Genomic DNA, 22292 nt, shown 5'->3' on the forward strand with positions numbered 1-22292 from the left:
ATCTGAGACGGCAGTATTGCCATATGGACAACTCCAGTGGCGTCGGCGTCCTCGACAAGGCCGCTCTCGTGCTCACGGCCCTCGAGTCCGGACCGGCGACGCTCGCCGGTCTGGTCGCCGGCACGGGGCTGGCGCGACCGACGGCACACCGCCTGGCGGTCGCCCTGGAGCACCACCGCCTGGTCGCCCGCGACATGCAGGGCCGCTTCGTGCTCGGGCCCCGGCTCGCCGAGCTCTCCGCCGCCGCCGGCGAGGACCGGCTGCTCGCCACCGCCGGCCCGGTGCTCGCCCGCCTGCGCGACATCACCGGCGAGTCCGCCCAGTTGTGGCGCCGCCAGGGCGACCACCGCGTCTGCGTCGCGGCCGCCGAGCGACCGAGCGGCCTGCGCGACACGATCCCGGTCGGCTCCCAACTGACCATGCGCGCCGGCTCTGCCGCCCAGATCCTGCTCGCGTGGGAGGACCCCGAGCGGATGCACCGCGGGCTGCAGAGCTCGACGTTCTCGGCGGCCGCACTCTCCGGCGTACGCCGCCGCGGCTGGGCGCAGTCGGTCGGCGAGCGCGAGCAGGGCGTCGCGTCGGTCTCCGCACCGGTGCGCTCCCCCGGCGGCAAGGTGATCGCGGCCGTCTCGGTCTCCGGTCCGCTCGAGCGGCTCTCCCGCCAGCCCGGCCGGATGCACGCCCCCGCGGTCCTGGCCGCCGCCGAGCGGCTCTCGGAGTCGCTGCGCCGGGCGGCTGCCGAGTGACCACGATCGCTGGTTGATCGCTGGTTGATCGCTGGTTGAGGAAGGCGTTCTACGCCTGTCTCGAAACCATTGTCGGGGTCGAGGCCGACTTTCGTCCTACCGGGTTTCGAGACGGTTGCTAGCGCAACCTCCTCAACCACCGGGGCTCAGAAGAGCGAGTCCGCCTCCAGGTTGAGCAGCAGCTGCTTGCGCTCGAGCGGCTCTCGGAGTCGCTGCGCCGGGCGGCTGCCGAGTGACCACGATCCCTGGTTGATCGCTGGTTGATCGCTGGTTGAGGAAGGCGTTCTACGCCTGTCTCGAAACCATTGTCGGGGTCGAGGCCGACTTTCGTCCTACCGGGTTTCGAGACGGTCGCTAGCGCAACCTCCTCAACCACCGGGGCTCAGAAGAGCGAGTCCGCCTCCAGGTTCAGCAGCAGCTGCTTGCGCTCGAGCGGCTCTCGGAGTCGCTGCGCCGGGCGGCTGCCGAGTGACCACGATCCCTGGTTGATCGCTGGTTGAGGAAGGCGTTCTGCGCCTGTCTCGAAACCATTGTCGGGGTCGAGGCCGACTTTCGTCCTACCGGGTTTCGAGACGGTTGCTAGCGCAACCTCCTCAACCACCGGGGCTCAGAAGAGCGAGTCCGCCTCCAGGTTGAGCAGCAGCTGCTTGCGCTCGAGCCCGCCCGCGTAGCCGGTGAGCGTGCCGTTGGCGCCGATCACCCGGTGGCACGGGATCACGATCGGGATCGGGTTGCGGCCGTTGGCGAGGCCGACGGCGCGCGAGGCGGCGTTGGTCATGCCGAGTCGGTGCGCGATCTCGCCGTACGACGCGGTCTCGCCCCAGCCGACGCCGAGCAGCTGCGCCCACACCCGCTTCTGGAAGGCGCTGCCCTCCGGGGCGAGCGGCAGGTCGAACTCCTTGAGATCACGGTCGAAGTACGCCGTGAGCTGGCGTGCGGCCTCGACTAGCAGCGGGTGGTCGTCCTGCTGCTGCCCGCGCGGCCGGCCGTCCGAGTCGCGGAACGGCGAGAACTCGATCGCGGTGATCGCGCCGTCGTGCTCGACGAGGCGCAGGGGGCCGATGGGCGACTCCATCACGGTCCACATGTCAGTGCTCCTTCGGGTTGTGAGTCTGCCAGAGGTACATCTGCGCGTACGACCGCCAGGGGCGCCATCCCTCGGCGAGGCCGACCGCCTCGACCGGGTCCCGCCCCAGACTGCGCAGCGCGTTGCGGATGCCGACGTCGGTCGGCAGGAAGACGTCCGGATGGCCGAGCGCGCGCAGCGCGACGTAGTCGGCCGTCCACGGCCCGATGCCGGGGATCGCCAGCAGCGCCCGGCGTACGTCGTCGCGGTCGGGTCCGCGGTCGAGCGCGATCGTGCCGTCGGCGAGCGCCGCGCACAGCTCGATCAGCGCGCGGCCGCGGGCGCGCGGCATCGGCAGGTCCTCCGGGTCGAGCCCGGCGAGCGTCGCCGCGTCCGGGAAGAGGTGGGTGAGCCCGTCGACCGGCCGGGCCAGCGGACGGCCGTGCTCGGCCACCAGCCGCTCGGCGGTCGTGCGCGCCCCGGCGACGCTGACCTGCTGGCCGAGCACGGCGCGCACCGCGATCTCGTGCCCGTCGACGTGGCCCGGTACGCGCAGCCCCGGCCACTCCCGCACGAGCGGCCCGATCACCGGGTCGCCGGCGAACGCGTCGGCGACGGCCACCGGGTCGCAGTCGGCGTCGAGCAGCCGGCGTACGCGCTCGGTCGCCGCGCTCGTGTCGCGCAGGTCCTCGAGCGCGAACGTCGCGGTGACGAAGGCGGTGCGGTTGGACTCGAGCTCGTCGGGGACCTCCAGCCGCACCGTGCCGGTGCCGCGTGGCAGCACGAGAGTGCGGGCGTACCAGCCCTCCCCCGCGGCCTCGACGCCCGGCACCGCACGCAGCGCCAGGAAGTCGAGCAGCGCCCGGCCCGAGTACGGCGTGCGCACCGCGAGCCGCATCGTGACGACGCCGGTCGCCGGCCGGCCGCCGCGCCGGCCGCGCAGGTCGGTCGGCGAGGAGTCGTAGACCTCGCGGATCGTGTCGTTGAACTGCCGGACGCTGGAGAACCCGGCGGCGAACGCGATGTCGGCGTACGTCAGGTCGCTGGTCTCGATCAGCACCCGTGCCGTCTGGGCGCGCCGGGCGCGGGCGAGCGCGAGTGGCCCGGCGCCCAGCTCGGCGGTGAGGATCCGGCCGAGGTGTCGCGAGGTGTAGCCGACCCGGTCGGCGAGGCCCTCGACGCCCTCGCGGTCGACCACGCCGTCGGCGATCAGCCGCATCGCCCGACCGGCGGCCGTCGCGGCGACGTCCCAGTCGGGGCTGCCCGGCGTGGCGTCGGGAAGGCAGCGCTTGCAGGCGCGGTAGCCGGCGGCCTGGGCCGAGGCGGCGCTCGGGTGGAAGGTGATGTTGTGGAGGGCCGGGGTGCGGGCCGGGCACGACGGGCGGCAGTAGATGCCGGTGGTGCGGACGGCGGTGTAGAAGACCCCGTCGAAGCGGCGGTCCCGCGACTTCACCGCGCGATAACAGGACTCGGGGTCGAGCCGCAGGTCGGGAGTCGGGTTCATGCCTCCTATCCTGCCTAACCCCGCCGACCCTTACTCGCGGGAATCGGACACCGCCGTCAGGGCTCGGCGGACCACCGGTCACGAGGACAGGCGTAGGCTCCGCGCACAGCGTGGTTCTCGGTTCCGAGCGGAAACCGGGAATTCGGGGAGAGGGAGGGTCCGCCGTGACCAAGGCGAGCCGTCGGCAGCGTCGCACCGTGATGGCCGTCATCGTCGTCGCCGAGCTGGTCGTCGCACTCCTCACCGGGGCGGGCGTCGTCTTCGCCTACAACCACGTCGACAGCAAGATCGACGAGGGCGCCCCGATCCCGCACGAGTTCGCGCGGCCGGAGCCGAAGCTGCCGACCGGCGCGTTCAACATGCTCGTCATCGGCACCGACACCCGCGACTGCGAGGGCTGCGGCATCGACAAGGAGGGTGGCCTCGGCGGCTCCGACATGACGATCCTGCTGCACGTGGCCGACGGTCGGCGCACGGCCTACGGCATCTCGATCCCGCGCGACACGCTCGTCGACCGGCCCGAGTGCGAGGTCGACGGCACGACGGTCCCGGCGGCCGCCGGAGCGATGTGGAACGAGGCGCTGGCAGTCGGAGGCCCCACCTGCACGGTGGCGCAGGTCCAGTCGGTGACCGGCATCTACGTCGACGACTACATCGTCGTCGACTTCGCCGGCTTCAAGGACATGGTCGACGCCCTCGACGGGGTCGAGGTCTGCATCCCGTCGGACATCGACGATCCGGAGCACAACATCCACCTCGCCGCCGGCACCCGGAAGCTGCACGGCGACGACGCGCTCGCCTACGTCCGCCAGCGCACCTCGACCCCGAACGCCGACCTGGGCCGGATGAAGCGGCAGCAGGCGTTCATCGCGTCGATGCTCAACCGGGTGATGTCCGCCGAGACGCTGACCCGCCCCGACAAGCTGCTGCGCTTCGCCAGCGCCCTCGCCGGCTCGATCCAGACCAACCCGGAGATCGCCAGCGTCGGCGAGCTCGTCGACCTCGCCTCGTCGCTGCGCAAGGCCGACCTGGACAAGATCCGCTTCGTCACCGCGCCGACCACCGACTTCCCGACCGACAGCCCGAACTGGGGCCGGCTCCAGCTCACGCCCGAGGCCGACGAGCTGTGGCAGAAGGTGCGCGACGACGAGCCCCTCGGCTCCCTGGGTCGCGGCGCGATCAGTGGCCGCAACCCGAGCGGGTCGAAGGAGGAGGCCGCGGCCAACGGCCTCTGCGACTGAGTCCTCCCTCGACCGGTCCCCCGCGACGCGGCTACCGGACCGTGCAGGGCCCCTCGATCCGGTCGCCCGCGTCGGCCAGCACCAGGTTGGCCGCGCTGCGACAGACGACGTGGTCGCCGCCGGCGCCGTCGCGGGCGTTGATCAGGGTCCGGCCGGCGGCCCCGACCAGGCGGTCGGGCCCACTCCCGCCGACCAGCAGCACCGTGCCCGGCGTCCGGGCGACCAGGACGTCGGCACCGGGACCACCGTGCGCGGCGCCGCGCGCCGCGGTCACCACGATCCGGTCGGCGCCGGTGAAGCCGAACGCCGCGCTGCCCCGGGTGCTGACCACGACGTGGTCGTCGCCCCGCCCGGCCAGCACCGTGCTGTCCGGGCGTCGGGTCGTCAGCCGGTCCGTGCGGGCGCTCCCCAGGACCGTCCGGCCGAGGGTGCGCACGCCGGCGGTGCCGCGCCGACAGACCACCTGGGCGTCGACCCTGGTCCCGGCCGGGACGGTGCCGGCCGGGATCCCCTGCTTCGTCCCGGTGCCGGCGAACAGCTGCTCCGGGAGCACCCGCGTCGGGCTCGAGGCGTTGACCTGCACCGGCACCCACGCCGCGGGGCAGGCCAGCCTCCGGGCCGGGGCGCCGCCGCGGGGGCCGGCGACGTAGGCACGGTCGACGACGACCAGCGGCGGCGTCGCTCCGGCCCGTCGGAGCCCGGGGACGTCGGCGTCCGGGGTGACGGTCTCGCCCGGGGCGCTCAGCACGGCGCTCCCGGCGGCGGTGCGCGCGGCCGGCGTGACGGTCAGGGTCCAGCTCGACGACTGCGCCGCCGTCAGGCCCTCCTTGGACGGCGAGTCGCAGTAGAGCGGGCGCCCCTTGCTGTTGACGCTGCCGGCGTACACGGCGTACAGCGTGTAGGTACCGGCGGCGAGGCCGGGGGTCTTCAACGTGCCCGTGCCACCCGAGAGGGCGCCCTGGGCGAGCCCGGTGTCGGTCCCTTGCGAGGTGACCTTGCCGTCGCAGTCGGACTTCGTGGGGTCCGGCTTGCTGCCCGGCTGGAGCAGCAGCGCGATCGTGCCGCCCGGCGTGGTGCCGCCGTCGGGGTCGGTGACCTTGACCGAGTACGACGCGGGTGTGCCCGGCGTCGTCGTGCTGGCGCCGGTCACGGAGATCTTCGAGACGTGGAAGCGGTTGGTCTTGTACTCGTAGTCGTCGCCCTTGTACTGGCTGCTGGAGACCGTGCCGCCCTTGGCGGTGTTCCAGATGGTCGTGGCTCCCCAGTGCCGCGACCCGTCCTCGCTGTTGAACGCCGTGAACGTGATCGACGATCCGAGGTCGCTGCCGTAGTACATGTAGGAGACCTTCACCCCGCCGGTCTGCTTCCACCGGTGGTCGCGCTTGGTGTAGCCGAGTGCGGTGCTGTGCGTCCAGGTCTGGGTGTTGAACGACCCGATCTTCTTCTTCCCGCTCTTGGCCTGGTAGCCGCAGGTGAAGCCGCCGCCGGTCCACATCACCCAGTCGTTGCTGCCGCCGGTCTGCGACGAGCACTCGCTCGCCCCGGCCGTGGGCGCCACCGCGACCAGGGCGCCGAGGGCCAACGCGCCCGTCGCTCCGGCGGCGAGGAGCCGGCGGACACCGCCTCTCCGTCTCGTGGTGGGCAGGCCTCGTCCTCGGCTCTCCAGCGCGCTCATGTCGCGGAAACCTAGCCCGCGACCGCCGCTCCCGGGATCCGAACGAGCCGCAACCACGCCAAAGGAGGGTCAGTATCGGACGGCAACCGTCCGGATCATCGTGCGTCCGCGTCCGCGGCCAGGTGAGCGACGCAGAGGTCCGGCTCCGCGAAGGGCTGCAGCCGCTCCACGGTGAGCGGACTCTCCCACTCCTCCAGCGCCCCCAGCATCAGCCCGAGATGCACCGGGCAGACGACCTCCGGCCGGCTCGTGGCCAGCTCGAGGAACGGGCAGCTGCGCAGCCCGATCCGCGGCACGTCGCCCTCGAGCGGCTCGGCCGCGAAGCCCAGCTCGTCCAGCACCGTCACCAGGCCGTCGACCGACTGCCGCGGCCCGGGCCGGCGCACGTCGGCGAACCGGGAGCTGCTGCGCCGCCACCAGGAGCGTCCCGCCTCGACGAGGCGCTCACGAGCGGCCGCCACACCGCTCAGCGAGTCGGCCAGCGAGTCGGCCAGCGCCTCGGCGAGCAGGCGGTAGTGCCGTGGGCCCTCGGGGTCCATCCGCGGCACGGCGCGGAACAGCAGCGGCGGCCGGCCCGGGACCCGCTGCGCGGGCGCCGCGCGCTCGACCTGGCCGCGGCGCTCCAGCGACTCCAGGTGGAAGCGGGCCGTGTTGGTGTGGATCCCGAGCCGCTCGGCGATCTCGGCGATGCTCAGCGGTGCCGAGGACGCCCGCAGCACGCCCAGCACGGCGTCCCGGCGCCCCGGCGTGGCGTCGGAGGGAGCGTCAGGCGGGGGGTCGTGAGCGGGAGCGGCCATGGTCTCGCCGACCCTAGCCCTGCGGCGGCAGCCCGGCCACCAGCGGCGTGTCGACGTCGAAGGCACCGAGCTTGGCCGCACCGCCGGGCGAACCGAGCGGCGCCGGCCGACCCGGCAGCGCCTCGTGGAAGAACGCCGCATTGTCGTCGAGGAAGGGCTCCCACGCCGCGGGCAGGTCGTCCTCGTAGTAGATCGCCTCGACCGGGCACACCGGCTCGCAGGCGCCGCAGTCCACGCACTCGTCGGGCTGGATGTAGAGGCTGCGCTGCCCCTCGTAGATGCAGTCGACCGGACACTCGTCCACACAGGCCCGGTCCTTCACATCGACGCAGGGCTGGGCGATCACGTACGTCATGGACCGAGTTTACACAATGCCCTATTGTAGAAACTGCGGAAACGGCCGCGCCCGACCAGTCCAGGAGCCCAGATGAGCATCGCCGCACGCACGACACAGACCACGTGGGAGGGCCCGCTCGGGAGCGGGCGGGGGCGGTTCACCAGCTCCAGCAGCACCGCTCTGGACGGCCTGGAGTCCACCTGGGCGTCGCGCACCGAGCGACCCGACGGGCGGACCAGCCCGGAGGAGCTCGCGGCCGCCGCGCACTCCTCGTGCTTCTCGATGGCGCTCGCCCTCCGCCTCGGCGAGAACGGCACGCCTCCCGAGCGCCTGCAGGTGGACGCCACGGTCAGCCTCGACGACGTCGACGGCGTCCCGACGATCACCACCTCCGCCCTCCTGGTGCGCGCCCGGGTGCCCGGCCTGGACGCCGACCGGTTCGCCGCCGTCGTCGACGAGGCCGCCGTCCTCTGCCCGGTGTCTCGGCTCTTCGCGGCCGCCGAGATCACCGTCGATGCCGGCCTCGACTAGGCAAGCGACCGGGGCGCGGCCATGACCACGCAGTCGATCGTCGAGACCCTGACCCGCGAGCACCGCGCGATCGACGCCGCCGTCGAGGGCTTCGTCGAGCACCTGCAGGATGGCGAGCTCGACCCGGACCTCGTGCTCGGCGGGCTCGCCACCCTGCGCCGCCACATCTACCTGGAGGAGGTCCACCTCTTCCCGCCGCTGAGCCGCGGCGCCCTGATGATGCCGGTGACGGTGATGCTGCGCGAGCACGGCGAGCTGTGGCGCACCATGGACGCGATCGCCGAGTCGGTCGCCGAGGCGCAGGCCGGTGGCGACTCGCCCCGGGCGCGGGAGCGGACCCAGGCGCTGTGCCTCGAGCTGCTCGCCATGCTCGACCGGCACAACGAGAAGGAGGAGCCGGTCATCTACCCGCAGACGCCGCTGCTCCGCGCGGACGAGGCGGCGGCACTCGCCGCCGCTCTCGCCTCCGGTGCGATGCCCGACGGCTGGACGTGCCACGACGCCGGCACCGGTGACCCGGCGACGCCCGGCCTGACGCCGCCGTGGTCGACGGGTGCCTGACCTTCCCCGGCCGCGGTCGTCGGTCAGGCGAGGATGCCGTCGACGATCAGCGCGATGCCGAAGAGCGCGAACAGCGCGGCGGCACCGTACTTGATGACGTTCTCGGGCAGCTTCTTGCCGAGGACGGCGCCGACGACGATCGCGAGCGCGTCGGCGGCGACCATGCCGAGCGTGCTGCCGATCCAGGTGCCGAGCCAGCCCTCCTGGGTGGCGAGGGTGATGGTGGCCAGCATCGTCTTGTCGCCGAGCTCGGCGAGGAAGAACGCCGTGCCGACGGCGAGGATGGCGGCCCCGGTCGCGCCGCGGGCCTTGTTGGCCTCGTCCTCGGTGAGCTCGTCGCCGCGCAGGGTCCACGCCGCGAACGCCAGGAAGGCGACACCGGCGATGATCCCGATCCAGTTCTGGTACTCGGAGAAGGCGTCGCCGATGAAGTAGCCGATGCCGACCGAGGCCAGGTGGACCAGCGCGGTGGCCGCGGTGATGCCGATCAGTACGTCGCGGGCCCGATAGCGGGCGGCGAAGGTCATCGCCATGAGCTGACTCTTGTCGCCCAGCTCCGCCACGAAGATCACGGCGGTGCTCAGCAGGAAGGCGTACACGGGGATCGGGTCCTCTCCGGCCCGGCCGGAGGAGCGCTACCCGTGTCGGGGAGGACCCTTCGACCAGGCGCAAACCTCACAGGGGTGCGCGAACTGGTCGAAAGTCTCGTCCGCCACCTCTCGGTGGCCCTCCGCGCCGGGCCCGGGGGCCAGCATGTCGACACGGCTGTTGGGGACTACTCCCTTTCGCCGACGACTATATCCCCTGCGGCGGCGTGCCGCCCAACGGGCGCGCGGCGGTCGGGCGATCTCCCCCGAAACGGGTCATCGCCAACGCGTCCGGGCCGTGGCACTCTGGAGTGCCCGACTGTCACGTCGAGGGGGTGGGAGCCCTGTCCGAGGAAGACCAGCGCGCCCCCGCCCCGGTCGACCGCACCGACCCGCTCGACGGCGAGTCCCGCGCCGGGCGCTCCGCCGTCCGGCAGGCGAAGCTGCGGCCGGCGGTGAACCCGGCGTACCTGCTGCCGCGGCCGCGGCTGCACGCGCTCCTGGAGGGGGCGGTCGACGCGCCGCTCACGCTGGTCGTCGCGCCGGCCGGCTCGGGCAAGACGTCGTTGCTGCGCAGCTGGGCGGCCGAGACCCGGCACCCGCTCGCCTGGCTCACCATCGACGAGGACGACCGCGACCCCGCGCAGTTCTGGCGGGCGGTCCTGGCCGCCCTCGAGGGGATCGCCCCGCAGGCGGCCGCGTCGACCACCGACCTGCTGCACCGGCCGCAGCTGCTCCTCGAGGCCGTCGGCGCGCTGCTCGACGACCTCGAGGCGCGGGACTACCCACCGAGGGTGCTGGTCATCGACGACCTCGACGTCCTCGACGAGGTCGAGCCGGTGGTCTCCTCCCTCTCCCACTTCGTCCAGCACCTGCCCGCGTGGCTGCACGTGGTGGTGGCCAGCCGGCGTACGCCGCCGCTGCCCGTGCACCGCCTGCGGGCGCGCGGCCAGCTGGGCGAGGTGTACTTCCCGGAGCTGCGGTTCTCCTTCGAGGAGGCGACCGCGATGCTGGCGCGGCTCGCACCCTCGCTCGACCCCGACGTGGTGGCCGAGGTGGCGACCCGGGCCGGCGGTTGGGCCGCCAGCATCCAGCTGGCCGCACTCGGCGCCCGCTCCGCACAGGCCCGGGGCCGGCGCTACCTGCCGAGCCAGGACGACGAGCGCCTCCACCTCGCGGACTACGTCTGGCACGAGGTGCTCGTCAACGAGCGGCCCGACGTGGTCGACGTGCTGCTGGCGACCGCGGTCGTCAAGCACGTCGACCCCGACCTGGCGCGCCGGCTGGCCGACCGCACCGACGCCGTCGACCTGCTGGCCCTGGCCGAGCAGCGCGGCCTGTTCCTGACGCGCACCGAGCCGCACGGGTTCGAGATGCACGACCTGGTGCGCGAGACGCTGCTCGCCGTGCTCGCGGAGCGCTCCCCCGAGCGGCTCGCCGAGCTCCACGCGCAGGCGGCCGCCTGGCACGAGGCGCACGGGCAGACGGCGTCCGCCCTCGATCACTGGGTGCGCGCGGAGCGTCCCCGCGAGGCACTGCGCCTGCTCGCCGCGCAGGCGCCGGCGCTCTACGACAGCGGCCAGGAGAGCACGATCCAGCGAACGATCGCGGCCCTGCCCGACGCGGTCATCGCCGACGGCGTCGACGCGATGATGGAGTTCGCCTGGTGCCACCTGCTCGTCGACCGGCGCCGCTTCGCGGCCCTCGTCGACGGCCTCGGGCGGCTGGTCCGCGACGACCTCGACGTGGACCCGGTGTGGGGTGCGCGCATGGAGGTGCTCGAGTCGGTGGCCGCCACCCTCCGGGGCCACTGGGACGACGGCGCCTCCCTGGCCCGCTCGGCGCTGGAGAGCCTCGGCGAATCGTGGTGGCTCGACCCGCTCGGCCAGTTCGCGTGGAACGTGATCGCCCGTGACGTGGCCCTCTCCGAGCGGTGGGACGACGCCGGCCACGAGGCGCGCGAGATCATCCGGGCGCTCAGCGTCACTCCGGAGCGGCGGATCGCACTCGAGGGGAGCCGGGCGCTCGGCGAGGCGCTCTCCGGCCACCCCGACGACGCGCTCCGGCTCGTTGCCGGGGCCCGGCACGCCACCGCGCACGGGAGCATGACGATCCTGCGCACCGAGGCGCTGACGGCGGAGGCGATCGCGCGCCGCGAGCTCGGCGACGCCGCGACCGCGCTGCCGATCCTCCTGGAGCTCTCCGAGGCACGGATCGAGCCGGGCCCGCACTGCCAGCTGCTGGCGCACCTCGAGCTCACCCAGGCACGGCTGGCGGACGGCGACCTCGAGGGTGCTGAGTCGGCCTTCGGCCGGGCCACCGAGCTCGTCGAGGTCGAGATGCCGGGGCCGGGTGCCCGCACCCGGCTGGGCCGCATCGGCACGCTGCTGAGCCTGGCGGCCGGCGACCTCGATGCGGCGTACGCCTGGTCGGGGCAGGTGGTCGACCCGTTCTGGACCGGCATGGTCGCGGCCCGCCTCCACCTCGCCGCCGGCGACCTGGGCGGCGCGGCCGACGCACTGAAGACGGCCGAGCCCGGCTGCGTGCGGCATCGGGTCCTGCAGGGCCTGCTGCAGTTCCGGGTGGCCGGGTCCGCACCGGAGGCCGAGGCCCACCTGCTCGACGCGGTGCGCCTGGCCGCGAGCCACGGCCTGGTCGAGACGGTCGCGGCCGAGGGGCCCGACGTCCTCGAGGCGATCGAGCGGCTGGCCTGGCACGCCCCGCAGCACTGGCTCGACCGGCTCCGCCGCGTCGGCCCGGCGGAGACGGCGGTCAGCACGCCGCTGGGCCTCGTCGAGGAGTTGACCGAGCGCGAGCTCGAGGTGCTGCGGATGCTGCCCAGCCGACTGACGCTGCGCGAGATCGCCGACGAGCTCTTCATCACGATCAACACGCTGAAGTTCCACCTCAAGGTGATCTACCGCAAGCTCGACTGCACCTCGCGGGCCGAGGCGGCCGAGGTCGCGCGCACGGTGACCGGTCTGCGCCGGACCGTTCAGCCGCCCAGCACCCGCCGCCGCTGGACCTCGTAGCGGTCCAGCGGCAGCAGTCCCCGCTCCACGAGCCGCGCGAGCTGACGCACCTGCGCCACCTGGTCGATCAGGGGCGCGGTGCCGGGGCCTCGGACGATCAGATCCGTCGGGCCCGCGCGAGCCAGCGAGCGCAGCACCCGGTCCCGCGCGATCCGCTCGCCGGTGATCCCCCGGGCGCCACCCTCGCGCGCGGCGTCGGACAGCGCCCCGGCCCAGCTGTCCTCGACGAGCAGCAGCAGGGCGGTCTCGTCGGGCGCCAGCGTCACCGCGGCGAGCTCGATGTCGTGGGGGCTCAGGAGCACGCTCCCCTCGGTGACGGTCATCAGTCCCGCGAGCCTCTCGTGGTCGGTGGGCGACACCGAGTCGACCCGGGCGGCGCCACCCTCACGGACGAGCAGCACGGCGTCCAGGAGCCGGATCGATCCGTCGCGCACCAGCCGGGCCACCGCCTCGGCGACCGGCGCGAGTCCCTCGGCGGCGTGCGCGGAGACGAGGACGTACTCGAGCAGGTCGAGGTCGGGCTCGTCCTCGCGGCGCGGCTCGTCAGGCATGTGGGCTCACCCCCACCGGGTGGTCGTATCGAGGCGTGCCGGGATCGTGTCAGTCCCGCGGGTGGCCCGGCACCACCCCGGAGCGGGTGAGGCGCCGCCACCCGCGCCGCGCCGATGCTGGCAAGCGACCGGGAGGGAGACGCCGATGTCCCGAGCAGCCGCCTCGAGCCGTGCCGCGACCTCGGGCGCCGTGCTGCTGACGCTGGCGTCGGGCCAGTTCCTGATGACGCTGGACAGCTCCGTCATGAACGTGTCGATCGCCCAGGTGGCGAAGGACGTCGGCACGACGGTCACCGGCGTGCAGACGGCGATCACCCTCTACACGCTCGTGATGGCCACCATGATGATCACCGGCGGCAAGGTCGGCACGATGATCGGGCACCGCCGGGCGTTCGCCATCGGGTGCATCGTGTACGGCGCCGGGTCGCTCACGACCGCCCTGTCGCCGAACCTGGCGGTCCTGATCCTCGGCTGGTCGGTCCTCGAGGGCGTCGGGGCCGCGCTGATCATGCCGGCGATCGTGGCGCTGGTGGCCGCGAACTTCGTGGCCGCCGAGCGGCCCCGCGCCTACGGCCTGGTGGCCTCGGCGGGCGCGATCGCGGTCGCCGCGGGACCTCTGATCGGCGGCGCGGTGACGACGTTCTGGACCTGGCGCCTGGTGTTCGCGGGCGAGGTCGTCGTGGTCGTCGGCATCCTGGCGATGACGCGCCGGATCCAGGACGCCGCCCCGGGTGTGCGCACCCGGATCGACCTGGTCGGGGTCGGGCTGTCGGCGCTCGGCCTCGGCCTCGCGGTGTTCGGCGTGCTGCGCTCCGGCGAGTGGGGGTGGGTCACCCCCAAGCCGGGAGCACCCGACCTCTTCGGCGTCGCGCCGACCGTCTGGCTGGTGCTCGGCGGGCTGCTCGTGCTCCGCGTCTTCGTGTGGTGGGAGCTGCGCCAGGTCGGCCGCGGCCGGGAGCCGCTGGTCGACCTCGGGATGCTGCGCAACGCCCGCCTGGTCGGCGGCCTGACGATGTTCTTCTTCCAGTTCCTGTTGCAGGCGGGGTTGTTCTTCACCATCCCGCTCTTCCTCTCGGTCGCGCTCGGGCTCAGCCCGCTCGAGACCGGTGCGCGGCTGCTCCCGCTCTCGGTCACCCTGCTGGTCGCGGCGGTCGGCATCCCGCGTCTGTGGCCGCACGCGTCCCCCCGCCGGGTCGTGGGCCTGGGACTCGTCGCGCTGCTCGCCGGCATCCTGTCGATGGTCGGTGCCCTGGAGGCCGGGGCCGGACCGGAGATCGTCACGACCCCGCTCCTGCTCGCGGGGCTCGGGGTGGGAGCGCTCTCGTCCCAGCTCGGGGCCGTGACGGTGTCGGCGGTCCCGGACGAGCGCAGCGGCGAGGTCGGCGGCCTGCAGAACACCTCGACCAACCTGGGCGCCTCGCTCGGCACCGCGCTGGCCGGGTCGGTGCTGATCGGCGCGCTGTCGGCGAGCTTCTTCGTGGGCATCGAGTCGAACGCCACGGTCTCCGATGCCGTCTCCGAGCGGGCCACGGTCGAGCTCGCCGGCGGCGTACCGTTCGTCTCCGACCAGGACCTGGAAGCGGCGCTGGCCACCACCGACCTCAGCGCCGCGGAGGCCGACGCCATCGTCGAGGAGAACACGACGGCCAGGCTGGTGGGCCTGCGGTCCAGCCTGACGGTGCTCGCGCTGATCGCCGGCCTGGCGATCTTCCTGACCCGGCTGCTGCCCACGAGGCCGGTCGGGTCGCCCGAGGCACCCGCCGGCCGGTCCTGATCAGTGCAGGCCGACCTTGAGCAGCACGACGAGCAGGCCGACGCCCGCGCCGGTGGCGGCGCTCGCGATCCGCCCGGCCGTGTCGAGCCCACCGCGCACTCCGGCGAGGTAGCTGTAGAGCGTGAGCAGCGCGATCGTCGCGATCAGCGCGATCCAGGCCGCCGTGCGGATCTCGGCGCCGAGCACGAACGCGACCAGGAGCACCCCGAGCGGGACGACGGACGCGCCGGCGATCGGGAGCGTCTCGCGCAGCGCGTGCCGCAGCGCCGCGACCGGGTGGTGCCGGTGGGTCAGCGCGCTGCCGATGGTGACCGCGTGCAGGTGGGCGATCCAGTAGACCGCGACGGTGCCGAGGATGACCAGGCTCAGCTGGCCGATGGTGTCCTTGTAGCCGGCGCTGTAGGCGATCGCCGCCGCACACACCACCGTGCCCGTGATCGCGCCCTCACCCCCGCGGACCAGCCCGAGCGGGTCACGGCGCGTCGACGCCTCACTCACCGCCGAACGTCTCCAGCAGCGTGGCCCGCTCCGCCTCGGTGAGGTTGGTCGAGATCAGCCGGCTGTCGCGGCCGTGGAACCGCTCCCCCAGTCGGTCCAGGTCGGCGTCGTCGGTGACCAGGAACAGCGCGGAGGTGCCCGGTGTGACCTCCATCCGGATCCGCTCCAGGTCGCGCTCCGTGATGCCGGTGCCGTCGGTCCTCTTCACGAGCGCGCCGATGCCGGCACCCAGCGCGGCACCGGCGATCGGGATCGTGAAGAGCGCACCGCCGAGCACGCCCCACAGCACACCCCAGGCCGCACCGCGCTTGGAGCTGTCGTGCTCGTGGAGGAGGTCGGGCTCGGCGCTGTCCGTCGGCCAGCTCAGCACCGCGTGGTCGACGATCGTGACCAGGCCCTCGGCCTCGGCGGCACGCAGCGCCAGCTCGGCGCGGCCCGCTCCGTCCGTCTCGTCGAACTTCCACACCGTGAACGTGGTCATGCGTCGTCCTCCTGCTCCATGCGTGCCGCCAGCGCGGCCAGGGTGGTTCGGGTCTTGGCCTCCTGAGGCGTGCTCAGGTCGACGCCGTGGCCGGCGAGGAACACCTTGGTCTCGGCGGCCACCCGGAAGGCGTCGGCCGGCGGGCACTTCGTCGAGAGCTCGAGGATCCGCGCGCCGTCCGGGAGGAACCACAGCTCGGCCACCATCCGGTGAGGATAGTCGCGGTGCTCGAACTTCGCCTTGAGCAGCGTGACCGGCCCGAGCACCCGGAGGTCCTCCATCGTCACGCCCTCCGGGAGTCGCGCGAGCACCAGCGCGCCCTGCTCGTCCGAGAGCACGTCCGCGATCGTGCGGTCTCCGGTCAGCACGCGCCGAGCCTTCTTGTCCGACACCTCCGCGGTCAGCGAGCAGGAGCAGGTGTACCCCGCCGGCGAGGCGTCGACCTCGACCTTGAAGCCCGGGATCCCACGCAGCCCCTCGGGTACGTCGGCAGGCAGCATCGGCCGCAGCTTCACCGTCACGTCGCCGGGCTTGTCCTGGGTGCGGCGGACGCGCAGCACCAGCCCGGCCGCGGACAGCGCCAGCTCGCGGGTGTCGACGAACGCCACCTGCCGGAGGCCGGCGTCGAGCGGGTCGATCCCGAGCGCCTCGATCACCCCGGGACGGTCCTGGTCGGAGATGGTGACCTTGAGCTCGACGGCGTCGACGTCGGGCAGCAGCGCGAGCAGGCCGGCGAGCTGCTCGGCCTCGTACGTGGGGAGGGTGGTCATGCGGGCGCTCCTTCCGATCGGCCCGATCGGCGCAGCACCGGCTTCACCAGCTCCTCGACGACCACGAGCGACGCGGCGAGGCCGATGCAGGTGCACCACTGCGCGAACGTGAGTCCGGTGGTGTCGAAGATCCGCTCGAGGAAGTCGAGAGCGGTGATCGCGACGATCGCCAGCAGGGCCACGGCGTACCGCCGCAGCTGGAGCGCGCCCGGGATCGCGGCCCGGTCGACGATGGTGCCGGTCTGGTCGCGGCAGAGCAGGGCGGCGGCGAGGTGGAAGAGGGACAGGGTGGTGAGCAGCATGGTCGCGGCGAGCACGGCATCTCCGGCGTGGTCCCCGATCTGGTAGGCCACGAGTGCCCCGACCGTCATCACGGCGCCCTGCACGCACAGCCGGATCCAGTTGCCGCGGGACAGCACGGGCGCGCCGACCGGGCGCGGCGGCCGGGACATCAGGCCGCGGGCCGGCTGGTCGAAGCCGAGCGCGATCGCGAGCGGGATGTCGACGACCATGTTGAGCCACAGGATCTGCAGCGGGTTCAGCGGTGCGCCCGCGGCGATGCCGAAGATGCCGGCGCCGATGAAGATGGCGATGTAGGCGACCAGGGTCGACATCTGGAACCGCAGGTACTTCAGCAGGTTGTCGTAGAGGGTGCGGCCGTAGGAGACCGCACCGACGATGGTGGCGAAGTTGTCGTCGGTCAGGATCATCACCGCGGCCTCCTTGGAGACCTCGGTGCCGGTGATGCCCATCGCGACGCCGATGTCGGCGGTCTTCAGCGCCGGGGCGTCGTTGACGCCGTCGCCGGTCATCGCGACGACGTTGCCCTTCTGCTTGAGGACCCGCACCAGCCGGACCTTGTCCTCCGGCGCGACCCGCGCGATCACCCCGATGTCGTCGATCTCGGTGGTCAGCCGCTCGTCGCTCATCGCGGCGAACTCGGTGCCGGTCACCGCGCGACCCTCGATGCCGAGCTCGATCGCGATCGCGGCGGCCGTCGTCGCGTGGTCGCCGGTGATCATCCGCACCCGGATGCCGGCGTCGTGGCACTCCGCGATGGCGGCCTTCGCCTCCGACCGGGGCGGGTCGACGATGCCGATCATCGCGAGCAGCGTCAGGTCCTGGACGAGGCCGATGAGGTCGTCACCGGGACGGACCGTCCCGGGCTCGAAGTCGCGCTGGGCGACGACCATGACCCGCTCGCCGGCGTTGGCGATCGCGTCGTTGGCCTCGAGGGCGAGGTGGCGGTTGGCGTCGGTGATCGCGATCAGGGTGCCGTCGGGGTTGCGGATGGTGGTCGCGCGGGCGACGAGCACGTCGGGCGCGCCCTTGACGTAGCAGCGCACGACCGGGCGGCCGTCGTCGGCGGTCATCTCGTGGAAGGTCGCCATGAACTTGTAGTCGGAGTCGAAGGGCACCTCGGCCACCCGGGGCAGCGCGGCCCGGGTCTCGGCGATGTCCAGCCCGCCCTTGGCCCCCAGCACGATGAGGGCGCCCTCGGTCGGATCGCCGATCAGGCTCTCGCCGTCCAGCACCGCGTCGGCGCACAGCACCATCGGCAGCAGGTAGGGGTCGAGGTCGTGTCGCTGCCCGCCGACGTGGCTGATCTCGCCGACCGTGCTGTAGCCCTCACCGGAGACCGTGTAGCGGTTCTGGCCCGGGATGACCAGCTCACGGGCGGTCATCTTGTTCAGGGTCAGCGTGCCGGTCTTGTCGGAGCAGATCGCGGAGGTCGACCCGAGCGTCTCGACCGCGGGCAGGCGCTTCACGATCGCGTTGCGCCGGGCGATCTCGCGGGTCCCCATCGACAGCAGCGCGGTGACCACCGCCGGGAGGCCGGTCGGGATCGCGGCGACCGCGAGCGCGACGCCGGTGATGAAGAGCGTGTCGAAGGACTGCCCGCGCGCCAGGCCGAGCAGCACGACGAGCACCAACGCGACCGCGGCGATCGAGGCGATGATCTTCGAGAGCGAGTCGAGCTGCCGCTGCAGAGGCGTCTTGCTGGTCTCGGTGTGGGCGAGCATGTCGGCGATGTGGCCGATCTCGGTGCCCATGCCGGTCGCGGTGACGACCAGCTCGCCGCGACCCCGGGTCACCGAGGTGTTCATGTACGCCATGCAGATCCGGTCGCCGAGCGGCACGTCGGTGCCCAGGACCGGGTCGGCGGTCTTCCCCACCGGCAGGCTCTCGCCGGTGAGCGCCGCCTCCTCGATCTCGAGCGTCGCCGCCAGCACGACCCGGCCGTCGGCCGGCACCCGGTTGCCCGCCTCGACCAGCACGACGTCACCGGGCACCAGCTCGGCGGCGTCGACCTCGAGCGCCTGCCCGTCGCGGCGGACCCGCGCGACGGTCCGCATCATCTGGGAGAGCGCCTTCACACTCTCCTCGGCCTTCGCCTCCTGCCGCAGCCCGATGACCGCGTTGAAGACCGTCAGACCCGCGAGGACGACGGTGGTGCCGGCGTCGCCGGTGACGAGCTGGTTCACGAGCGCCGCGGCAAGCAGCACCAGCTGCATGAAGTCCTCGTACTGCCTCAGGAACGCCCGCCAGCCGGGCTCCTTCGCGGTGCCCGTGAGCTGGTTGGGTCCGTGCGACGAGAGCCGGACCCGCGCCTCGTCGGCGGAGAGGCCGCGCCCGACGTCCACGCCGAGCCCGGCCGCCACCTCGGCCGCCGGCGCCGAGACCGGGTCGGTGACGCTCGGTGCGAGAGCCAGGTCGATGTCGTTGCCCACCGTTGCTCCCCTCGTCGGTCCGCGCCGGCCGGTCCGCGCCCCGAGGGCCATCGTCGTGACCGCACGGGTGGTCCCGCCTCACCCCTGTCGGGGTGGGGTCGAACCACCCACCCCTGTGTGAGCGTGAGCGCGTACCGCTGGACCTCGACCAGCGGGTCGGCCGAGGAGGACCCGATGACCCAGCTCGACGTAGGACCGATCGACTATCTCGCTGTGGAGCTCCCCGGCGCGAGGCTCCAGGGACAGGGCCTGGCGGCCCTGGTCGACCTGACCGACCGCGGGATCATCCGGATCCTCGACCTGGTGGTCGCCACGGTCGGCGAGGACGGCAGCGTCGCCGCCGTGGAGCTCACCGATCTCGACGGCGACGGCGAGCTCGACCTCGCGGTCTTCGAGGGCGTGCGGTCGGGGCTCCTCGACGACGATGACCTCGCCGAGAGTGCCGCGCTGGTCGAGCCCGGCAACGCGATCGCACTCCTCGTCTACGAGAACACCTGGGCCGGCCCGTTCGTCGCCGCGATGCGGGAGGTCGGCGCCGAGGTGATCGCCAGCGGCCGGATCCCGGCCGAGGACGTGATCGCCGCGCTCGACGCCCTCGACGCGGCACAAGCCTGAGGAAAGGACACGACATGGGACTGATCGGCGGCATGGCCCGCACCGCAGTCGTCGCCGGCACCGCGACCGCGGTGTCCAACCGCGTCTCCCGCCGCCAGGCGGGGCGCTGGCAGGCGCAGGCGGATGCGCAGGCCTACCAGCAACAGCAGTACCAACAGCCCCCGCAGCCGCAGTACGCCGCGCCGCCCCCGCCGGCGCCGGCTGCACCGGCCGCGTCCGGCTCCGACGACCTGATCGAGAACCTGCAGAAGCTGGGTGCGCTGCGCGACCAGGGAGTCCTGACCGACGCGGAGTTCGAGGCGCAGAAGGCCAAGCTGCTCGCCGGCTGATCGCTCCGGTCATCTCACGCCGACCTGCGGGGCCGGGCGGGTTGGTGGTGGTTTCGAGGCTCCTCGCTGGCGCTCGTCGCACCTCAACCACCGTCGTCCGGGGGCGACGGTGGTTGAGGTGCGAAGGCGCGCAAACGCCTGGACCTCGAAACCACCAGCCAGCACGGAGAGTGTCGGCGTCATCGGGACCACGGTGGTTGAGGAAGGCGCGCTAGCGCCTGTCTCGAAACCACCCCGGGTGTCGACGACGACCGCGCAGATGCGCGACCTCGCCGACGCCGTGGCCGATGCGTCGGTGTGGTCCATGGACCCGGCCGAGGCCGGCGCCACACTGGTCGAGCTGACCCGGCTGGCCGCGCAGGTCAGCGAGCTGCAGGCCCGGGTCGCCGCGCACGCCGACACGATTCATGTGGGCCAGGACGTGGGGGCGTCGTCGACGGCGAACTGGCTGGCCCACCAGACCAAGACCACCCGGGCGGCGGCGTACGGCGCGGTCCGGCTCGGCCACGACCTCGAGGCCCACGCGTCGACGCGAAGGCGCTCGGCCGGCTGGGTCGGCGGCTGTGGGAGGTCATCGCCCCCGAGGAAGCCGACGCCCACGAAGCCCAGATCCTGCAACGGCAGGAAGCGGCCGCGCTGCGGGCCTGCTCGCTCACGATGGTCGACGACGGCGACGGCACCACCCACGGCCGGTTCACCCTGCCGACCTACCACGCCGCCGCCCTCAAGAAGATGCTGATGGCGCTCGCCGCACCCAAGCACCTCGCGGCCACCCAGGGCCCCGGCATCGAGCGCCGGACCGGCCCCGAGGCACTCGGCCGGGCGCTGTGCGAGCTGATCGAGCGCTACCCGGTCGACCGACTCCCGGCCACCGGCGGGGTGAACGCCACGCTGCTGGTGGTCATCGACGAAGACACCCTCACGGGCCGGCTGGAGAAGGCCGGCGTCCTGGACACCGGCGACCGCATCAGCCCTGGCATGGCGCGGCGGCTTGCCTGCGAGGCCTCGATCATCCCCGCCGTCCTCGGCGGCAACAGCGTTCCCCTGGACCTGGGTAGGCGGAGCCGCTACCACACCGAGCACCAGCGCATCGCCATGTTCCTGCGCGACCGAGGCTGCCGCGCCGAAGGCTGCGACCGCACCACCGGACTCCACGCCCACCACCAGACCAGATGGACCGACGGCGGCCACACCAACCTCACCGACAGCGCATCACTCTGCGCCTGGCACCACACCCTCATCCACGACCCCACCTACCAGACCACGTACCTCCCCACCGGGAAGATCAGGTTCCATCGCAGAACGTGACGGACCATCCGCGTGGTGGCACCCGGCGGTGGGGGTTCCACCGGGATGACGAAACTCCCCGCCCCGCGAAGCCGGACCAGCCCGGCCGGACCGGCTTCCGGTCCGGCCCGGCAGAGCCGCACCGGTCAGGCCAGCAGCTTGGCCTTCGCCTGCTGGAACTCCTCGTCGCTGATCGCGCCGCTGGTGCGGAGCGCGGAGAGGCGCTCGATCTCGGCGGCCGCACTCGGCGCGCCGGCGACGCCCTGGACGTAGGCACGCATCTGCTCGTCCTGGCGGCGGGCGTCCCGAGCCGCGTGCTCCCCCATCTTCTTGCCGCGCGCGATCAGGTAGACGAACACGCCGAGGTAGGGCAGCACGATCACCAGGATCGTCCACCCGGCCTTGCCCCAGCCGCCCATGTCGTCGCTGCGGAAGATGTCGGCGAAGACGCTGATCAGCAGCCAGATCCAGATGAAGAACAGGAAGAACCACAGCATGCTGAGGAAGACGTCGCCCGGGCTGTACTCCCATACGGTGACCACGATGCACCTCCTGGCAGGGTCGCAGCGGCGACGCCGCTGAGGCGAGCCGTCACGGCGACGGTGCCCGCGTCACATGATGGGGAGCCACCGGGTGGGCGGGCACCACCCCGGTCGGGGTGGTGCCCGTTCCCCCGTGATCAGCGGTCGTAGCCGCGCAGCTGGACGCTCAGCGCCCAGATGACGAAGCCGTCGAAGGCGATGATCACGATCGACCACAACGGATAGTGGGGCAGGAAGGCGAAGTTGGTGAGGGCCGAGAGCCCGGCGATGATCATGCCGAGGACCCGCGCCCACGACTTGCCCATCAGGATGCCGACGGCGACGACCGCGCCGATGACCGCGAGCACGATGTGGACCGTGCCCCAGGTCGTCATGTCCAGCTTGTAGAGGTAGTCGCTGCCGGCGGCGTACAGGTCGTCGTTCGCGACCGCCGACAGGCCCTGGAGCAGGCCCATGCCCGAGGACAGCAGGAGCAGCACCCCGCCGAACGTCGCGCCGAGGTCGGCGAACAGGCCTCGAGTCGAGTAGTCGATGTCCCGCGCCGATTCCGTCCTCATGCGAGTGCCTCCTCGAGTGACCGGTGGCTCGATCGTCGGGGCGGGGTGGGTGGCGCCGCACCACCCCGGCCGGGGTGGA

Annotated in this window: 22 protein-coding genes; 9 read left to right on the top strand and 13 right to left on the bottom strand. The window is 72.9% G+C overall.

The genetic code is table 11. The annotated features are described in order from the left end of the window. Positions 1-23: 23 nt before the first annotated feature. On the top strand, positions 24-746 hold the full coding sequence (locus FHU40_RS01915) for an IclR family transcriptional regulator (protein ID WP_183590599.1): 723 nt from the start codon (positions 24-26) through the stop codon (positions 744-746). Between the two features lie 607 nt (positions 747-1353). Here the strand turns inward: FHU40_RS01915 and FHU40_RS01920 are convergent. Beyond that, positions 1354-1833, bottom strand: a complete 480-nt coding sequence (locus FHU40_RS01920; protein WP_183590600.1) for a methylated-DNA--[protein]-cysteine S-methyltransferase — start codon at positions 1831-1833, stop codon at positions 1354-1356. Position 1834: 1 nt separating this feature from the next. After that, positions 1835-3316, bottom strand: coding sequence for a DNA-3-methyladenine glycosylase 2 (locus FHU40_RS01925; RefSeq protein ID WP_281374554.1), 1482 nt, complete (start codon positions 3314-3316; stop codon positions 1835-1837). A gap of 164 nt (positions 3317-3480) precedes the next feature. On the opposite strand from FHU40_RS01925, the gene FHU40_RS01930 reads away from it, so the two are divergent. Then, positions 3481-4557, top strand: coding sequence for an LCP family protein (locus FHU40_RS01930; protein WP_183590601.1), 1077 nt, complete (start codon positions 3481-3483; stop codon positions 4555-4557). A 31-nt stretch (positions 4558-4588) separates the two neighbouring features. On the opposite strand, the gene FHU40_RS01935 is transcribed toward FHU40_RS01930, so the two are convergent. From FHU40_RS01935 to fdxA, 3 genes are all read right to left on the bottom strand, one after another. Next, positions 4589-6232 (bottom strand): Ig-like domain-containing protein, encoded by a 1644-nt coding sequence (locus FHU40_RS01935; protein WP_183590602.1) that lies wholly within the window; start codon positions 6230-6232, stop codon positions 4589-4591. 95 nt (positions 6233-6327) lie between these two features. Next, positions 6328-7029: a helix-turn-helix transcriptional regulator gene (locus FHU40_RS01940; protein WP_183590603.1), complete on the bottom strand. Its 702-nt coding sequence runs from the start codon at positions 7027-7029 to the stop codon at positions 6328-6330. 13 nt (positions 7030-7042) lie between these two features. Then, a complete protein-coding gene (gene fdxA, locus FHU40_RS01945; protein WP_183590604.1) occupies positions 7043-7384 on the bottom strand; it encodes a ferredoxin in 342 nt (113 codons plus the stop codon). A 72-nt stretch (positions 7385-7456) separates the two neighbouring features. On the opposite strand from fdxA, the gene FHU40_RS01950 reads away from it, so the two are divergent. Next, the gene (locus FHU40_RS01950) at positions 7457-7897 is read left to right on the top strand and encodes an OsmC family peroxiredoxin (RefSeq protein WP_183590605.1); all 441 of its coding nucleotides are present in this window, start codon (positions 7457-7459) and stop codon (positions 7895-7897) included. Between the two features lie 21 nt (positions 7898-7918). Then, complete coding sequence (locus FHU40_RS01955) at positions 7919-8458, top strand: hemerythrin domain-containing protein (RefSeq protein WP_183590606.1); 540 nt, start codon at positions 7919-7921, stop codon at positions 8456-8458. A 23-nt stretch (positions 8459-8481) separates the two neighbouring features. Here FHU40_RS01955 and FHU40_RS01960 read toward each other — a convergent pair whose 3' ends face one another. Beyond that, positions 8482-9057 carry a TMEM165/GDT1 family protein gene (locus tag FHU40_RS01960; protein ID WP_183590607.1) on the bottom strand — a complete coding sequence of 192 codons (576 nt, stop codon included), beginning with the start codon at positions 9055-9057 and terminating at the stop codon, positions 8482-8484. A gap of 323 nt (positions 9058-9380) precedes the next feature. On the opposite strand from FHU40_RS01960, the gene FHU40_RS01965 reads away from it, so the two are divergent. Further along, entirely contained in the window at positions 9381-12077 is a 2697-nt protein-coding gene (locus FHU40_RS01965; protein WP_183590608.1) for a winged helix-turn-helix domain-containing protein, read from the top strand. On the opposite strand, the gene FHU40_RS01970 is transcribed toward FHU40_RS01965, so the two are convergent. Next, a complete protein-coding gene (locus FHU40_RS01970) occupies positions 12041-12628 on the bottom strand; it encodes a hypothetical protein (protein ID WP_183590609.1) in 588 nt (195 codons plus the stop codon). The two genes, FHU40_RS01965 and FHU40_RS01970, sit on opposite strands and share 37 nt — an antisense overlap. A 145-nt stretch (positions 12629-12773) precedes the next feature. Here FHU40_RS01970 and FHU40_RS01975 point away from each other — a divergent pair, with 145 nt between their 5' ends. Further along, a complete protein-coding gene (locus FHU40_RS01975; protein WP_183590610.1) occupies positions 12774-14402 on the top strand; it encodes an MFS transporter in 1629 nt (542 codons plus the stop codon). Here the strand turns inward: FHU40_RS01975 and FHU40_RS01980 are convergent, their stop codons facing one another. Genes FHU40_RS01980 through FHU40_RS01995 form a run of 4 tightly spaced genes read right to left on the bottom strand, consistent with a single transcriptional unit; the run spans position 14403 to position 18883 of the window. Further along, a complete protein-coding gene (locus FHU40_RS01980) occupies positions 14403-14900 on the bottom strand; it encodes a hypothetical protein (protein ID WP_183590611.1) in 498 nt (165 codons plus the stop codon). Continuing rightward, positions 14893-15381, bottom strand: a complete 489-nt coding sequence (locus FHU40_RS01985; RefSeq protein ID WP_183590612.1) for a DUF1269 domain-containing protein — start codon at positions 15379-15381, stop codon at positions 14893-14895. Before FHU40_RS01985 ends, FHU40_RS01980 begins: the two co-directional genes overlap by 8 nt. After that, the gene (locus FHU40_RS01990) at positions 15378-16151 is read right to left on the bottom strand and encodes an adenylate cyclase (RefSeq protein WP_183590613.1); all 774 of its coding nucleotides are present in this window, start codon (positions 16149-16151) and stop codon (positions 15378-15380) included. The genes FHU40_RS01985 and FHU40_RS01990 overlap by 4 nt, the downstream gene beginning before the upstream one ends. After that, entirely contained in the window at positions 16148-18883 is a 2736-nt protein-coding gene (locus FHU40_RS01995) for a cation-translocating P-type ATPase (RefSeq protein WP_343057678.1), read from the bottom strand. Before FHU40_RS01995 ends, FHU40_RS01990 begins: the two co-directional genes overlap by 4 nt. Before the next feature lie 123 nt (positions 18884-19006). Here FHU40_RS01995 and FHU40_RS02000 point away from each other — a divergent pair, with 123 nt between their 5' ends. The 3 genes from FHU40_RS02000 (at position 19007) to FHU40_RS02010 (ending at position 21135) form a co-directional block, all read left to right on the top strand. After that, the gene (locus FHU40_RS02000) at positions 19007-19498 is read left to right on the top strand and encodes a DUF6325 family protein (RefSeq protein ID WP_252275233.1); all 492 of its coding nucleotides are present in this window, start codon (positions 19007-19009) and stop codon (positions 19496-19498) included. 14 nt (positions 19499-19512) lie between these two features. After that, the gene (locus tag FHU40_RS02005; RefSeq protein WP_183590615.1) at positions 19513-19827 is read left to right on the top strand and encodes an SHOCT domain-containing protein; all 315 of its coding nucleotides are present in this window, start codon (positions 19513-19515) and stop codon (positions 19825-19827) included. Between the two features lie 297 nt (positions 19828-20124). Further along, positions 20125-21135: a DUF222 domain-containing protein gene (locus FHU40_RS02010; RefSeq protein WP_343057679.1), complete on the top strand. Its 1011-nt coding sequence runs from the start codon at positions 20125-20127 to the stop codon at positions 21133-21135. 125 nt (positions 21136-21260) lie between these two features. On the opposite strand, the gene FHU40_RS02015 is transcribed toward FHU40_RS02010, so the two are convergent. Then, positions 21261-21656, bottom strand: coding sequence for an SHOCT domain-containing protein (locus FHU40_RS02015; RefSeq protein ID WP_252275228.1), 396 nt, complete (start codon positions 21654-21656; stop codon positions 21261-21263). Between the two features lie 137 nt (positions 21657-21793). Beyond that, entirely contained in the window at positions 21794-22213 is a 420-nt protein-coding gene (locus FHU40_RS02020; protein ID WP_183590616.1) for a DUF7144 family membrane protein, read from the bottom strand. Positions 22214-22292 lie beyond the last annotated feature (79 nt).

Source organism: Nocardioides soli (assembly GCF_014191495.1).
Lineage (GTDB): Bacteria > Actinomycetota > Actinomycetes > Propionibacteriales > Nocardioidaceae > Nocardioides > Nocardioides soli.